Below are 15,163 nucleotides of genomic sequence, written 5' to 3' on the forward strand. Positions count from 1 at the left end.
GACGTCGATCACGGGTGCTCCCTCCCTTCGTGCGCGGGCTGGTCGGCGGCCGGGTCCGGCCAGGTGTCGCCGGTGGGTGCGGTGGTGATGACTTCGTCGGCGCCCGCCAGTTCGGCGGAGGGCGGGATCAGCGAGTCGGGCTTGCAGCACGCGGCCAGCACCGCGGTCGCCGCGCCGGCATCCAGCGGCGTAACGGCCAGCCCGGTCGCCGCCAGCATCTCGCTGGCCTCGGCCAGGCGCCTGGCCAGTCGGGATTCGGCCGCCTGCCGGGTCGCCTCGCTGACCGGCTCGGCCCTGTTGCGTGTCTTCCGCTTCGCCAGGATCGCGGCAAGCGGCGAGTGCCGGGTGAGCGCGTCGGAACCGGGTGTCGACCGCAGCGGTTCCCGCACCACCAGCAGCACCTGCCGGCGCAGCAGGGTGGTGGTCGTGCCGAGTTGGGTGAGGTAGTCGGCGTGCTCGCGCGCGGCGTGCTCCAGAGCGGGGTGGGGAAGGCCGCCGGCGTTCTCCCGTAACTCGGCGATTTGGCCGGAGAGATCGAGCCGCGCGGTGCGGATGAGCACCTGGATCGGGGCGGTCAGCGAATGCAGATACCGCGCGAACGACGCGACCAGCCCCTCCTGCTCCGCGGGAGTGCGCAGTTGGAAGTTGATCGTCGAGACGGCGAGAATCGCGGCGACCCCGTCCAGGCCCAGGTCGACGACCCCGGCCTCGGTGACCCCGTCGGCCGGTAACCGCAACGGGGCGGGCGCGATGTCAGCAGCCGAGTCGGCGGCGTGCTCGCCGTCGGTGCGGCTGCTGAGCCATGTAGGGGCGGGCCGGATGCCTTCGGGGGCGGCAACCCGGTGACGGGGACCCAGCCGCTGCCGGAGCGCGGCCAGCAGCAGCCGATCCAGAGGGAGCCCGTCGCGCCGCCCGAGGACGAGAGTGGCGGCCGTGGCGCCGAGGGGGATCGCGACGACGAGATAGCCAGCGAGCGGCACGAATGAACGAGTTACGGACCACAGGCTATACAGCAGCAGCCCCGTGACGCTGAGGATCAGGACCTGGCGGGCTGTAAAGTTGGCCAGCACCCGATCTTCCCGGTCCACATTGGAGGGTATGCGGATGTTGTGGCTCATGGCCGGTCACCTCCACGATCGGGCTGCGACGGTTGCGGCGGGGGCGGTGGGTGGAACCGCACCGGCGCCGGAGCCAACGGGTGGACATGGCTGCCGGGGAAGGGCGGCTCCGGTGTGGGCGGGCGGAACCGCGCGGCCAAGGGCGGGCTGCTGGCGCGGTGTGGGCGGGACGCGCTCGGCGGGGCGGGACGCGGAGACTGGAAGCGCAGGTGCGTCGGCACGGCCGCGGTCCGGATCGGTCGCGGGGGTTGCGGGTCCCGGGAGGACGCGCCCGGGGCCCGGAATTGCGGCGGGGTGGGCGGTGTGCTTGCGGCCCCGGCTGGCGGAGCTGGGAGGGTGCTGCGCGCGGAGCTGAATTCGGGCATGGCGGCTTTGCGGGTGGCGTGGCCGGCTGCGGATTCGCGGGGCGGGTCTTGGGGGACCGGCTGCACGAACCTGGGTTGTGCGGGCGGCGTGCGCGGCTTGCGGGCGACCCGGAGGCGTTCGGCGTCGCGTTGCTGGAGCAGACGGCGGTGCAGCGCGTGGGGAGTCGCCGCGATCCTCGGCTGCCGGGGCCAGGGCGGATCGGCGGCCGATGCGGACCCCGAGGCAAGGGACGGTGCGGCGGCTGTGGTGGCGGTCGCGGATTTGCCGAGGCCGGACTTGCCGCCGAGGAACCCGAGCGTCTTCGCGAACAGGTAGGTCTTGGCCAGTCCACCGAGCAGCGAGCGCCCGTTGCCGAACTGGGCGGCGCGCAGGGCCCAGAACGGAATCTTGAACAGGATGTAGAACAGCGCGAGCGCCGCGATGATCATGCCCAGGGCGCTGCTGGTGGAGAACAGTTCGGTCTTGCCGCTCTGGATTCCGCCGCTGAGGAACGTGCGGGTGGCAGTGATCAACACCAGTGACTGGGCGATTTGGATCGTCAAGGTCAGGCTGAAGGCGCGCCACCACCAGCGTGCGATGCCGTCGGTGTGCGGCAGGGCGTGGCATGCCAGAAACAGCGGGGCCGCGATGAGCAGCAGGAGCGTGATCACTACGCGGACGGCGTAGACGAGCAGCAGGCCGAGCCCGATGACCACCAGGACGATGGCGAGGATCAGCAGGAACAACCCGCCGGTGAGCGCGCTACCCACCGCCTCGCGCAGGTTCTCGCCGAGGGAGGGCGGGTTGATGTCGTCGCCCAGCACCGCCCGGGACAGGGCGTTGGCCAGCCGGATCATTTTGTCGGCGGCGAAGAGCGACAGGGCGGAGGCGACGAAGGCGACGACGAGGCGCGGGGCGATTTCCTTGATGCTGTATCGGGTCTGGAGGGTCTCGTGGGTCATCACGACGATGCCGCCGACGAGGACGAACAGGATGTAGCTGGCCAGGATGATCTGCCAGGAGTTGTTCCACAGCGCTCCGACACCGGGCAGTTGGTCGAGCGTGGGTGTGGTCAGAGCGGCATACCCGAGGAGGTCCAGGATCGGGGAGATGGCCGACTCCACGATGTCGGCAAACACGTTGTGCACGGCTCTGGCCAGGCACCCGGAGATGTTGGTGATCCCGCAATCCGGTGCGTCCGCACCAGCGGCGGGCCCGTTCTGCCGTGTATCCGGGGAGTCGGGTGCGGCGGTGGTGGGCTGCGGGATGCAGTCTTCGCCCACACACGGCTGGGTCGTCGTGGTCGTCGGCGGGGTGGTTGCCGGTGGCGTCGTGGCGGGGGCGGTCGTGGTCGGGGGCGGAGACGTCGTCGCGGGGCGCGACGGTGAGGGCGGCGGGATGGTCGGTATTCCGTCGGCGCAGATCGACGGTGGGTTCGGGCCCTCGCAGGGGCCGGGCTGCTGGGCTGGAGAAGGAGCCACACCGAGTCCGGCCGGCTGAGCCTGGGCGGCGAGCGCGAGGGAAGCCCCGAGGAGGAGCAGCAGGCTGGACAACAGCACCCAGGCCACGCGTCGACGGCGGCCTCGTCGGGCCCGGGGCGGCTGTGCGAATGCGCGCCGGGCACCGCCACGGGGGCGTGGGCCGACGGCTGCGCCACGAGCAGCGTGCGGCGGGGCCGGATCCGACGCCTGCGGCGGTCGGACCGAGGGAACACAGTCCGCGCGCACCGCGCTACGCCCCCACGATCCGGGCGAGGATGTCCACGACCAGCGGGGCCAGCGCGGCGAGCGCATAGCCCCAGCCGGCTGACCGGAAGGCCTGCTTGGCCTTCTCCACCTCGGATGGATCGCCCGCCGCGAGGACGTAGCGCACTCCGCCCACGGTGAGGAACACGGTGGCCAGCGCCGCCAGGATCCCCATCAGCCAGCCGCGCACGTTGTTGAGCACCTGGGTGACGCTGGAGGCCTGGGCCAGGACGTAGGCGGCTTCCGCGTGCGCGGCCGGCGCGGTGACGACCAGCAGCACCGCCACGAGCGCACCCAGGAGCCAGCCCCCGCGGCGACGTATCGCGCGTGGGCGGGTGGTCGCGGGCCGGGGCGGCGTGCCCGTGCGAGCGAGCGCGCCGCCCCGTGGAGATGACGGTGTCACGCGCATCGGCGCACCTCCGAAGTCCCGGTCGGTCGAGGTTCGCGGGGCGGTGGGTGGGATCTCCCCGCACCTCAAAAGGCGGGATTTCGGGGCCGGTTTTGGACACCAAGCGTGACGTTTTCTATGTCGAGGCTGGTCGTCCATTGCGACGACGCCCGCTTACGGCCCGTGACTGATCCGCGTGGGCGTCGGCTGGTGCGGGGCTCCTGGTCGGTGCGGTAGCGGCCAGGGCGGCGTCGGCGACGGGGTCGTCGTGAGTCGAGGCGACCGCGTCATCGCGGAGGTAGTCGACCAGTCGGGCTTCGGCCCGCTGTCGCATCTTGTACGCCGCCCAGTACGTGGTGCCGTGCGTCGCCGCCCACTCGGTGAGCGACACCTCGCCGACGCGGGTCGCCGAGATCACGTCCGCTTCGACCGGGGTCAGGACCTCGTCGCCGACCGCGCGCGCCAGAACGAGGTCGGGGTGTCCCCACGGCGCCTGGGGAACGATCGGTCCGAAGCCCAGTCCGGCGGGCATCGGCGCGTCCAGCGACTCTTCCAGGGCCGCCTGGCCGACTTGGCGGGCACGCCAGATGAGACGGTTGAGCACGCCGGAGTCGGCGATGTCGACCGTGGCCAGTGCCTCGAGGAACCCGCTCAACACGACGGCGTGCGCATCGGCGCGCTCGCCGCGGTAGCGGGCAGCCAGCCACCGGGCGGTCCTCGCGAGGGCCGGTAGCGCCATCCCGACGCAGGCGACGGTCCAGGTCGGCCCGTCACGCCGCGAACGCCGCACCATATGGGCCCACACGGCATCACGGGTCTCGCGGGGACAGCGGCGATTCAGCAGCCGGTCGCGCAGTTCGTCCAACGGCACCGGCCGGTTGGGCAGACCCCGAAAGCGGCGCCCACTCACCGACAGTGGACGCGGCCCCGTCACCAACCACGCAAATGAATTCCGGGCCGAATCCAACGGCAGCCACTCATGCTCTTCCCGGTCGTGCTGACGCTGGCTCTCGGCATTCCCGCAAATCATCAGATTCAACTCCCCAGAGGGTGCGGTCACATGGCCATCCGAGGAAATCCAATGTCGGCCGAAGAAATGATGAGCGAGGACATAAAGACGGCTGAACGGTCGATGAGAAAGGGCTTAAAGCGGTCCGCGTGATCGATTCAGAAATCGCGTGCGCAGATCTTCGATCGATGCCCGATGCGGCTGATCGATGGCTCTGTTAGCTGGAGTTTTAAGAGCCTTCTGGTGTGCTGATGCGATTTCAGTAGCGACTGGAGATGATGCTTTTGGGGCGGTGAGAGAATCTTCGTGATTGGGTGTGAATCGCGTGGCGGCGAGATCGTCACATATGCTGTGACCGAAACCGGGTATGTCGCCACCTTGGGAAGGGGTAACGGCAATGGCGGTTTTGTTGATTCCAGCCGGGCGATCTGGCGAGCCGCCGAGAAAGACAAGATCTCGGTGTCCAAAACAGGGGGGTTTTGACTGCCTTTTGAGGTGACCGCGCAAACCCTGCCGAGCCGCCTCACAGGGAGGCCGCCATGACACCTAAACCCGTCGACCGACGCCGCGACGCCACGCCGCGACCGGTGACCGCCGCGGCCGCACGTCACCGGAGCCGGGGCCGCCATCGGACCACCGGCTCGAGCCGAGCCCGGGCGCTGCCCCGGCCGACCCGACGCACGACCGTGTGGCCGTGCGCGGACGGCGAGCAACTCGCCGGCACGGCCCGCCTGGCCGGGTGGCTCGCACGCACCATCATCACGACCGTCACCGCCTACACCGTGCCGGGGCAACGCGTCCTCCTCCTCGCACCACCCCCGTCAGCGACCCGTCCCCGAACCGACTCGTCCGTGGGCGGATGGCGTACTCACAACCCGTACACCGGACTCCACGAGGCGGCCTGGACGGTGGTCCGTCTTGGCCGCAGCGTCGACACCGCCACCGCATCACCACCCGCCGCCACCGCCGTGACCTCGAGGCAGGCGCCCGAGTCCGGGTCCGGACGCCGCCCCGCACAGCTCGGACTGCACACCCCGATAAGCCCCGACCCGCACCGACGGGCCGAGCGCACCGAGCCGACCGGACGCGGCGAGGACAGGTTCCACTTGGTCATCACCGCGGTCCCACCACGGCCCCTCGACTGGGTTCGCACGACCGACTGGTCCCGACTCCTGACACCGTCCGGGACCCTCGCGATAGTAACCCATAGTAATCGCGAGGGGAGCCGGTTCATCGGCCCCGTCTCCGCGCTGGTGACTACATTCCGTCACTGCGGTTTGGGGTGGCTCGACCACGTCATCGTGCTCACGGCGCCGCCCCAACCCGCGGCGCAAACGGGCGCCGTGGGGCGCGCGAGCGGGAATCATGCCAACGCCGATGCGGTCGGCGGGGACGCACTGCTGGGCGGGCACCGTGGGGCGCACCATGACTTGTTGCTGCTCGTGGCCGACCCCGCAGTCGAGGACGATGGTCGCGGCGAGGCGTCGAGGAGCCACGCATGACCAACCGGAACCCTGGTTCCTTCGGCCCGGCTGTCTCAGTCTGGGCCTGCGGCGATGTCGACGTCCCAACACAGCTGTCCCGCCGCGGCTACTGCGCCGAGACACACGCGGACGCCGCCGCGCTACCCCCGGCCATCGCCGAGCACATCGTCGCCACCTACACCCGGCGAGGAGACATCGTGCTCGATCCGGACTGCGGTGCAGGCACGACCATCGCCGAGGCGCTCCGCGGCGACCGGCATGCCATCGGGCTGACGGCCGACCCGACCTGGTGGAGCGTGGCGCGCGCCAACATCGCGGCCGTCAAAGCCGCCGGCGCTGCCGTGGACGGGATGGTCCTCGTCATGCAACGCGGGCCCGCCACCGTTCCCAGTGCCCATGCCGCCGGGCTGGCCGACCGAATCGACCTCGTGGTCAGCGCCCTGCGCCCGGACACACAGCAAGACGATCAGTCCGCGGCGTCCGACGGCGCGGCCGCGATCGAGCGGTTCACCGACCTGCTGGCCGCGTGCCGACGGCTGCTGCGCCGCGGCGGTCACGTGGTCATCGCCACCGCCCCGATCCGGCGCGACGGCGAGCTACTCGATGTGTGCGGACCGCTCCAATCCGCAGCCCTGGCCTGCGGCCTGACGCCGATCGAGCGATGCGTCGCCCTCACCGCACGGCTCAAGCACGGCCGCGTGGTCACGCACGCATCCCTTCCATCGCGGCGTCAGCGGACCCCAACTCACGGTCCGAGCGGCCATCAGATCTGCCTGCCCGCGCATCACGACGTCCTTGTCTTCCGAGCCGACCACCCCGTCGAGGCCGGGGTGAGCCATCGCATCCCCGCACACGCCTCACCGTGGCGGTGGCGGCGCCGGTCCGCGCCGCGCGACGACGTCACCCCTCTCGCCGCCCTCGCGGCGTGACTTACCTCGGCCACAGCGCTTCACAGGGAGACCTCCTGCCATGTCTGCACGCCATCGTGACCGACCCCGCTGGCGCCGCGCGCTGCGCTGCCGGCGCAGGCTCGAAGCACCCGCCCGCCCGACACCCCCGCGCCCGGGCGACGTCAGCGATAGCTTGCGCGCCCGGGTCATCGACGACTACCACGCCATGACCAGCCGATGGGCGCGCGAGCGGATCATCAAACTCGTCCGCGCCGGCTATCACCTTGGTACCGTGCCGTACGGGTATCGCGCGATGCGAGCCATCCCCGCCGGTTCGATCCGCACCTTGCCCCGCCTCGTGCCCGACCCTGCCACGGCGCCCGTCGTTCCGCTCATCTATTGCTGGCGCCTCGACGAACGCCTGTCGTTGACCGGCATCGCCGACCGGCTCAACGCCGATCCCACCCGCTATCCACGGCCAGTCCACGCCGCCACCGGACACCCACGTCCGTGGACACCCAAGATCGTCCGCAATATCCTGACGAATCCTGTCTACATCGGACGGACGGTGTGGGGTCGCACCCGCGCCGGCCGCCCCGTCCCGGCCCAGCAATGGATCATTTCCGGGCCACGTGCACATCGCGCCCTGGTTGACGACCGCGCCTTCGAGCACGCAGCCGCCACCCTCGCCAAGCCGCGTGGGCGCAGGAGTGCAGGGGCGGGCGGCGTGACGTTTCCCAAGACCGCGATTCGCCGCTGTACCAGCCCGGGATGCAGCTGAGCGAATGCCCTTGACGACCTCGTCCGTTGACCTCCCACGCTGCTGTAGATGGAGAACCCGACCCGATGCTTAACCCGTACTATGAGGACGCCACCGTCACCCTGTACACCGGCGATGCCACCGATACGCTCGTCGGACTTCCTGACGCCTCAATCCATTGCGTGGTGACTAGCCCGCCCTACTGGGCCCTCCGTGACTACGGCACCGCACGCTGGGCTGGGGGCGACCCACGCTGCCGTCACTCAACCGGCCGTGCCAGCGGCGTTGCGCAGGCCGAGAACCGCAGTGCCGCCTACCTGGCGTCGGCCGCGCGTCGCGGCGGGCAGCCGCAGCGGTGCCGGTGTTGCGGCGCACGTCGCGAGGATCGTCAACACGGTCTGGAGCCCACGCCCGAGGGCTACGTTGCCCGGCTCCGAGGAGTCTTCGCGCAACTGCACCGCGTCCTCGTCGACAGGGGCACCGTGTGGTTGAACCTGGGCGACTCCTACTCCGCTGAACCCCCCGGCCGCACCCGGGACCCGATGCGGACCAGCACTTTGTCCGGTGCCACCGCCGCAGTGCCCTTGCGGGAATCGGTGCGCAGTGCCGGGGTACAGCGCACCCGTGTGCTCCCTCGCAAGAATCTGATCGGCATGCCCTGGCGTGTGGCTTTCGCCCTGCAACAAGACGGCTGGATTATCAGAAATTGCATCATCTGGCATAAGCCGAACGCGATGCCCGAATCTGTGCGGGATCGCCTGTCGAACCGCTACGAGATGATATTTCTGCTCACCAAACAACAGCGCTACTACTTTGATCTCGATCCTATTCGGGCGCCACTCGCGCGCCCGGAAGTCCTCGGCGAGGACCTTGTCATCGGTGGCTCCAACAAAGGACGTCACGCCGGGATCGACGCCACCATGCGTCGCCGGGGACACACCGTGTACGGCAAATACGCAGACCCCGCGCCGTTCCCTGGGAAAACTCCAGGCGAGGCCATGCGGCCGACCGGGATCCGGCACAATGCTGGCCACCTACGAGGCAAGAACCCGGGCGACGTGTGGTCCCTGCCCACCCGTCCGCTGCGCGACGCGCACTTCGCCGCCTTCCCGATCGACATCCCACTGCGCTGCATCGCCGCCGGATGTCCCCCCGGCGGTATCGTGCTCGACCCGTTCAGCGGAGCAGCCACTACGGGGCTTGCTGCTCATCAACTCGGCCGTTCCTACGTCGGCATCGACCTCAACCCCGAGTTCCACGACATCGGCAAACGTCGGATATTGCAGCAAACGCGACAACGCGGGCTCGACCTCGCACCCGAGCAGCGGGACGCCGCGGCATGACCGGGTCCAATGACGACTCTCGACCGCCGCAAGCAATGCCGTATCACCGCGGTGACGGGGTTACCCTGTACACGGGCGACGCGACGGCTGGAGTCGCCGCACTGCCGGACACCTCCGTGGACTGCCTCGTCACGAGCCCGCCGTACTGGCGCCTGCGGGACTACGTCCCTGACTCCCGGACCAGAGGACGACCCGGCTGTCGAATCCGGCCGGCGAGTCGACGCGGCCGGGAGCGGTGCAAGTGCCGGGATTGCGCGGTCCGCGCACATGCCCAGATCGGATTGGAATCCACCGCCGCCGGCTACGTCGCCGCGCTGCGCGAGGTGTTCACCGCCGCGCGCCGGGTCCTCACTGCGCGGGCCACGGTGTGGATCAACCTCGGCGATAGCTACTCCACCAACTCCGACGGCTACTGGTGCAGCGGACCCGGCCAGGCCCGCCAACCGCGTTACCGCCCGCCAGCGGACGTGCCCCATAAGAACTTGCTCGGCATGCCCTGGCGGGTCGCGCTCGCGCTGCAGGACGACGGGTGGATTCTGCGCTCGGCGATCGTCTGGCACAAAGCCCACGCCACCCCGACGTCGATTCGGGACCGGCTGGCCTGCCGCCACGAAACGATCTTCCTGCTCGTCACCCAGCCCGACTACTACTTCGACCTCGACGCGATCCGCCAGCCCTACACCGGCGATCGCGCACTCTCCCGGCGTGCCCACCGCGGCGGCAGGAAACCCAACACCGCCACAGGCACCTGGCCCCGCACCGCGGCCGACGCCCAACGCGGACGCAACCCCGGCAACGTGTGGACCATCACACCCGATCGCAGCCGCACCGGCCACCCCGCGCCCGCGCCCCTCGAGATCCCTCGGCGGTGCATCGCCGCAGGATGCCCACCGGGCGGGCACGTGCTCGACCCCTTCAGCGGCGCGGGCACCACCGGCCTGGCCGCCCGCGAGCTTGGACGCACGTTCACCGGCATCGATACCAACCCCGCCTACCACAAGATCGCCGTGCGCAGGTTTACCGAGCAACAGGTTGCGGCCCATGAAGGACGACGGGAGTGACAGCGATTACAGCTGAGGCCCACTCGTTTGGGGCCTCCGTTTTCCCGAAGCCGGCGCTATGCTTCCGGGCCCGAATGGGCGGCGATGCGCGGTACACAGCAGGACTCGCGCACCCGAGCTGGCGCTGGCTCGGCACAGAGCTGAGATGGAGGACGAGGACATGGCCAGCAGCAATCGTCTCGACCTCGCCGAAGCATCGCCAGGTTCGCGTTATCCCTTCGAGTGCGGCCAGCCATGACCGGCGCGGGCTCCTCACATCGAGCGAACAGCGCGGCTGGTCGGGGGCACGGCGAGGGCGGTCAGATCATTCCGTTCCCGCGGGGCGGCGATGGCGTCCCACTCGATGACGACCGCTGGGAGTTTCGAACTGAGGTGCATTGGGTGGGCGGCGCGGACGGCGAGTGGCTGCGCCGCGAGCTCGCCGGTGTGCTTCGAGAGCTTCTGACCTGGGCGCGAGACGATATGACCGGTGACTTCCAGAATGACGGGGAGGAGCAAGCCGCGTGACAATCAGCGAGTCGAATCCGCCGTCACCCGCAGTGGAATCCCGCGTCAGTCGCGCGGGGCTAAGCGATCTGGCGGTCTCGCCGTTCGGACTGCCTCTCGCGCTGCACGCGAAGGAAGTTCGCGTTGCGTGGGTCGGGCGTACCTCGACCGAGGAGAACCAGGATCCCCGGCAGTCCCTGTTGCGGCAGCTGGAACGCTCGAAGGTCTCGCTGCCAGAGTCGTGGTTTATTGTCTGCCATTTCTACGACGTTGAGTCCGGGCGGATGGAACTGGAACAACGTGGCCGCGCCACCGACTACGAACGCTTCGACATCCCCATTGCCCGCGACGGTGGCATCGCCGACTTGTTGACAGAAGCACAGCAGGCAGATCGTCGATTCGACGTGGTGATCTGCGAGTCGATGGCGCGGACCGCCCGCAAGATGTATGAAAGCCTGTCAGTCGAGCGAGCATTGGAGCGCGCCGAAGTACCGGTGTTCGCGGCCAATGAGCCGATCATGCTCTCCGGCGGTAGGGCACAGCAGATCCTCCAGCGGAGGATCAACCAGTCCGTGGCCGAGTACGAAGTCCTGAACATGCTGGAGCTGTCGTGGGGCGGCACCTGCACCCACGTACGGGAGGGCTACAACATCGGCAAGCCCTGCTATGGATACAGGGCGAAGAAGATCCGCCATCCCAACCCCGTCAAGGCGGAAAAGGGGCTGACCAAGACGCGGTTGGAACCCGACGGAGCGCGCGCCGAAACGGTCACGTTGATCGCCAAGTGGCGCTACCACAAAGAACTCGGGTACGACACCATCGCTGAGCGGCTCAACGCCGACCTGGATAAGCACCCACCGCCGGAACCGCCGGGCAAGTCTCGAGCGCGGGGCGCGTGGTCGAAGTCCAGCGTCGCGGAGGTCTTGAAGAATCCAAAGTACACCGGCTACCAGGTCTACAACCGGCGAGCCCGGCGCAGCCGGGGTGGCCGCAACAAGCCGAACCCTCCGGAGCTGTGGGTGTGGTCGGTCGAGCCAGCGCACGAGCCGTTGATCCCGAAATGGATGTTCGATGCGTTCAACGCCGCCAGTGGGCAGAAGACGGGCTCGCGCGACGGCCCCGAGCCGAACGTACACCGGTACACCCGCCGCACGTATCGGTATCGCAGCCGTGTGATTTGCGATTGTGGACGGCGGATGATGGGCCACCGTCATAAGCGGGGCTACACCTACTACCGCTGTTGGCCAACCAACAACAATCGAGGCCGCCCGGACAAGCACTCCGGGCATCCCCGCACGGTCTACGTCCGAGAAGAATCGATCAATGCCGTGGTCGAACAAGCCTTCAGCGAGTTCCTGTTCCATCCCGATCGGCGCACCCTGCTAATCGGAGACATGGACCGCGCCGAGGAGCGGGCGAGCCAAGAACGGGCGGAGCGGCGAGCCCGGCTGCAACGGCGCACGGCCGACTTGGCCCGTCGGCAAGACAACGTTCTCGGCCAAGCCGAGAACGCCGACCCGGCTGACCCGTTCACCCAGGGGCTTCGGGACAGGTACAACGATCTCCAAGCTGAACGACAGCTCGTCCTTGACGAGATCGCCGAACTCGACGCGCAGGATCCGGCCGAGCCCCGTCGGGCAAGTGACGCCGACCTGGATGTACTGGACGCGCTACCGCACCTCGCCCTCAACCTGAACCGCGCACCCGAGGGCCATCAGCAGCGGCTCTTCGAACTGACCAAGCTCCACGTACAGGTTCATTACCCGACCCACGAGGCCACACTCGTGATCACACTACCCAGAGAGGACCTAGAAATGATCTCCACTGTGGCGACCGCCCTGCAACGGCCGGCTCACCCGCCCATACGCGCATGCATCACTGCAAAACCGCAGGTAGAAGCGAGTGTGAATGCTGTACGTGCCCCCGGAGCGGCTCGTACAGGATGCACACGGAGTCCGCATCCGCTCAGCCAACAGGGGCGGCTCGCTCAGATAGCACACGGCGGACGATAAAACCGCTGGTCATTGAGGCACGTGTGCCGATGGTGATGGATCGTCGCAAGCAGGTGGACGTGCCGTGATCCGCTACTGTCGCAGGTTCGAGTCCCCGGCGGGGCGCCACGCAGATGGATAGCGGTCTGACCAGGGAGTTCTGACTGGCCGTTTGGTGATCGAGGGCAGTTTCTCGGTCGATCGACCCCGCGGGTGTCGATCTAAAACTGCAGGAGATGGTTGACACCCGGGCTTGTTGATCATAAGGAGTCCGGGTGAGTGAGCCTGTGTTCGACCGCGAGGCGCGTCGGCGCCTCGCGGTCTTGCGTCATGTTGAGGAAGTGTCCGGCAACGTCGCGATGACCTGTCGCTACTACGGCATCAGCCGACCGGCGGTCCGTATCGTTTCGTTCCGTCCAGGTAACTGGGGCTGGACCGTCGCCGGGGCCAAGGACAACGCGTTGAATTGCGCGCTCGGTCTCACGGGACCGCCTTCCTGGCTCCTGTGGGAGATCGACGCCGACGGTGGGACCGCCACCAGCGACCGCGGCCACACCGTACGGACCTCGCCGTTCCTCGGCGTGATCGGCATGCCACCGGATGAGCCGGGCAGGCACTCCACGATCCCGCCCCGATCCACTGCCGGTGGAAACATCGACTGCCGGGAGCTGACGGCGGGGGCGATCTTGTTCCTGCCGGTCCCGGTGCCCGGCGCGCTGCTGCACCTCGGCGACGGCCATGCCGCGCAGGGCGACGGCGAGGTGTCCGGCACTGCGATCGAGTCTCCTATGAAGGCGGAAGTGGTGCTCGACATCGTCGCCGACGCTCCGGTCTCCGGCCTGCACGCGGTGACGCCCAACGGTCGGATCACGTTCGGGTTCAACGTCGATCTCGATGTGGCGATGGCGGAAGCTCTCGCCGCGATGGTCACGTGGATGCAGTGGCTGTACGACGTCGACAGGGGCACAGCCACCGCACTCGCGAGTACGGTCGTGGACATGCGCGTCACGCAGGTCGCGAACGAGACTTGGGGCGTACATGCCGTCCTGGCAGCCGGTGCGATCACCTGACCTGGTCGGCGCGCCATTCGGCGCTGCGGGCTGATCTTGTAGTCGCTCGCCTTCAACACGTCGTCACGGTGCCGATGTAGGTGATGTAGCCGTCGGCGTCACGGCTCGCCACGTCACCGGTGTGGTAGTAACCGCCGCTCATCGCTTCAGCGTTGCGTTCGACGTCGGCCAGACCGTCCCTCGCGCAACGCGCTGCCACCTTGACCTTTCGCGCGGCGGAGGCTACCTTACCTATCGGCTATAGGTGAGCTCGTGGTTTTTCGCAGCTCGGCTGGAGGCGATGTAGTTGGCGGTTGAACCCAATACGTCACGGCTACCCGGCGAGCGGGTAACGGCAGAGGCCGCAAGAGACGTCCCCACCGCCGTCCGCGACAGCTACTTCCGGTCCTGGACCGTGGCCGAAACGTCAGGACTTGACGGATGTTCGTCACGGGCGTCTCAGCGAGGGGACGGCTTGCGCCAACCTGGGGCGCCATGTCTTGCGATAGGGCTCACTGAGCGGGTCTCACCCGGTGCCGCCCTGCGCGAAAAGGACCACACGACCCGCCGGCGGCAGCGGCGGCGGGCTGAAAAGGACTCACTGAATGATGGAGTGCGTCTGCCGAACTGGTCGTCCACGTCGGCGCGGAGCCCGCGGGAGGCTCGGCCGTCGCCTTTGCTGGAGAGACATGAACCTTGTCATCGTGAACGAGCCGAGGCCACGCGTGCGGGAGATCCGTCTGAACCGCCCCGACAAACTGAACGCTTTGAATCGCGAGCTGCGCGCCGAGCTTGCCGTCGCGTTGCGCGACGTTCGAGCCGACGAGGACGTGCGCGTGGTCGTGTTATCGGGGCAGGGCCGCGCGTTTTGCGTGGGCGCGGATGTGGGGGCGGGATCGGAGTACGGCATGGCCACTCCGGAAGACGAACGGCGCCGGATCCTCACCGGGTCCCTCGAGCTGTTCCTGGAGGTGTGGCGGCTCCCGGTCCCGGTGATCGCGAAGATCGACGGCTACTGTCTCGGTCTGGCCACCATTCTCGCTAACTGCTGCGACATCGTGCTGTGCGCCGGTACCGCCACCATCGGCTGGCCGATGCTGCCGCTTGGGGGCGGTCTGATCAGCCCGACCTGGGTCTGGCATGTCGGCCTGCACCGGGCCAAGGAGATGAGCTACAGGATCGGTTCGACGATCACCGGAACCGAGGCGCAAGCCTACGGCTTCGCCAACCACGCCGTGCCGTCCGGCGAGCTCGACGCGTACACGCTGCGGATGGCGGTCGAGATCGCCCGTGTCTCCCGCGACTTGCTGACGCTCAAGAAGGACGCGCTCAACCAGGTGCATGGGCGACTGGGGTTCGAGGACGCCGTGCGCGCCGGCGCCGCATGGGACGCGCTCGCCCACACCACCCGAGCTGCCGCCGACGTGCGCGCTCAGTGGCACCAGCACGGCCTCAAGGAGACCCTCGCAGCCTGGAAGGCGCCTGGACCACGCA

Annotated in this window: 13 protein-coding genes; 9 read left to right on the forward strand and 4 right to left on the reverse strand. The window is 68.6% G+C overall.

Annotation, left to right across the window (positions count from 1 at the left end):
- Nucleotides 1-8: 8 nt before the first annotated feature.
- On the reverse strand, nt 9-1,118 hold the full coding sequence (locus BAY60_RS19955; RefSeq protein WP_112282575.1) for a PrgI family protein: 1,110 nt from the start codon (nt 1,116-1,118) through the stop codon (nt 9-11).
- Complete coding sequence (locus BAY60_RS19960; RefSeq protein WP_484266829.1) at nt 1,115-2,746, reverse strand: TrbL/VirB6 family protein; 1,632 nt, start codon at nt 2,744-2,746, stop codon at nt 1,115-1,117. Before BAY60_RS19960 ends, BAY60_RS19955 begins: the two co-directional genes overlap by 4 nt.
- On the opposite strand from BAY60_RS19960, the gene BAY60_RS36835 reads away from it, so the two are divergent.
- Entirely contained in the window at nt 2,730-2,963 is a 234-nt protein-coding gene (locus BAY60_RS36835; protein WP_146771052.1) for a hypothetical protein, read from the forward strand. The two genes, BAY60_RS19960 and BAY60_RS36835, sit on opposite strands and share 17 nt — an antisense overlap.
- Before the next feature lie 231 nt (nt 2,964-3,194).
- Here the strand turns inward: BAY60_RS36835 and BAY60_RS19965 are convergent, their stop codons facing one another.
- On the reverse strand, nt 3,195-3,617 hold the full coding sequence (locus BAY60_RS19965; RefSeq protein WP_342769781.1) for a pilin: 423 nt from the start codon (nt 3,615-3,617) through the stop codon (nt 3,195-3,197).
- Between the two features lie 115 nt (nt 3,618-3,732).
- Nucleotides 3,733-4,635 (reverse strand): hypothetical protein, encoded by a 903-nt coding sequence (locus BAY60_RS19970; protein ID WP_245992695.1) that lies wholly within the window; start codon nt 4,633-4,635, stop codon nt 3,733-3,735.
- Nucleotides 4,636-6,103: 1,468 nt separating this feature from the next.
- Here BAY60_RS19970 and BAY60_RS19980 point away from each other — a divergent pair.
- The 8 genes from BAY60_RS19980 to BAY60_RS20015 all read left to right on the forward strand — a co-directional run.
- The gene (locus tag BAY60_RS19980) at nt 6,104-7,018 is read left to right on the forward strand and encodes a DNA methyltransferase (protein WP_112282578.1); all 915 of its coding nucleotides are present in this window, start codon (nt 6,104-6,106) and stop codon (nt 7,016-7,018) included.
- A gap of 40 nt (nt 7,019-7,058) precedes the next feature.
- Nucleotides 7,059-7,760: a recombinase family protein gene (locus BAY60_RS19985; protein WP_112282579.1), complete on the forward strand. Its 702-nt coding sequence runs from the start codon at nt 7,059-7,061 to the stop codon at nt 7,758-7,760.
- 65 nt (nt 7,761-7,825) lie between these two features.
- Complete coding sequence (locus BAY60_RS19990; protein ID WP_112282580.1) at nt 7,826-9,082, forward strand: DNA-methyltransferase; 1,257 nt, start codon at nt 7,826-7,828, stop codon at nt 9,080-9,082.
- Between the two features lie 35 nt (nt 9,083-9,117).
- Nucleotides 9,118-10,143 (forward strand): DNA-methyltransferase, encoded by a 1,026-nt coding sequence (locus BAY60_RS19995; protein WP_112282581.1) that lies wholly within the window; start codon nt 9,118-9,120, stop codon nt 10,141-10,143.
- 381 nt (nt 10,144-10,524) lie between these two features.
- Entirely contained in the window at nt 10,525-10,650 is a 126-nt protein-coding gene (locus BAY60_RS38360; RefSeq protein WP_281272741.1) for a hypothetical protein, read from the forward strand.
- Nucleotides 10,647-12,641: a recombinase family protein gene (locus BAY60_RS20000; protein WP_245992698.1), complete on the forward strand. Its 1,995-nt coding sequence runs from the start codon at nt 10,647-10,649 to the stop codon at nt 12,639-12,641. The genes BAY60_RS38360 and BAY60_RS20000 overlap by 4 nt, the downstream gene beginning before the upstream one ends.
- A gap of 254 nt (nt 12,642-12,895) precedes the next feature.
- Nucleotides 12,896-13,690: an acetamidase/formamidase family protein gene (locus BAY60_RS20005; protein WP_245992699.1), complete on the forward strand. Its 795-nt coding sequence runs from the start codon at nt 12,896-12,898 to the stop codon at nt 13,688-13,690.
- A gap of 668 nt (nt 13,691-14,358) precedes the next feature.
- A partial coding sequence (locus BAY60_RS20015; protein ID WP_170160482.1) for an enoyl-CoA hydratase/isomerase family protein occupies nt 14,359-15,163 on the forward strand: 805 nt, incomplete at its 3' end.

The organism is Prauserella muralis, from assembly GCF_003202285.1.
GTDB lineage: Bacteria > Actinomycetota > Actinomycetes > Mycobacteriales > Pseudonocardiaceae > Prauserella_B > Prauserella_B muralis.

Excerpts from the sequence above, each read along its gene's own strand:
- BAY60_RS19955 (WP_112282575.1), bottom strand. The coding sequence starts at position 1,118 with ATGAGCCACAACATCCGCATACCCTCCAATGTGGACCGGGAAGATCGG.
- BAY60_RS36835 (WP_146771052.1), top strand. The coding sequence starts at position 2,730 with ATGCAGTCTTCGCCCACACACGGCTGGGTCGTCGTGGTCGTCGGCGGG.
- BAY60_RS19965 (WP_342769781.1), bottom strand. The coding sequence starts at position 3,617 with ATGCGCGTGACACCGTCATCTCCACGGGGCGGCGCGCTCGCTCGCACG.
- BAY60_RS19980 (WP_112282578.1), top strand. The coding sequence starts at position 6,104 with ATGACCAACCGGAACCCTGGTTCCTTCGGCCCGGCTGTCTCAGTCTGG.
- BAY60_RS19985 (WP_112282579.1), top strand. The coding sequence starts at position 7,059 with ATGTCTGCACGCCATCGTGACCGACCCCGCTGGCGCCGCGCGCTGCGC.
- BAY60_RS19990 (WP_112282580.1), top strand. The coding sequence starts at position 7,826 with ATGCTTAACCCGTACTATGAGGACGCCACCGTCACCCTGTACACCGGC.
- BAY60_RS19995 (WP_112282581.1), top strand. The coding sequence starts at position 9,118 with ATGCCGTATCACCGCGGTGACGGGGTTACCCTGTACACGGGCGACGCG.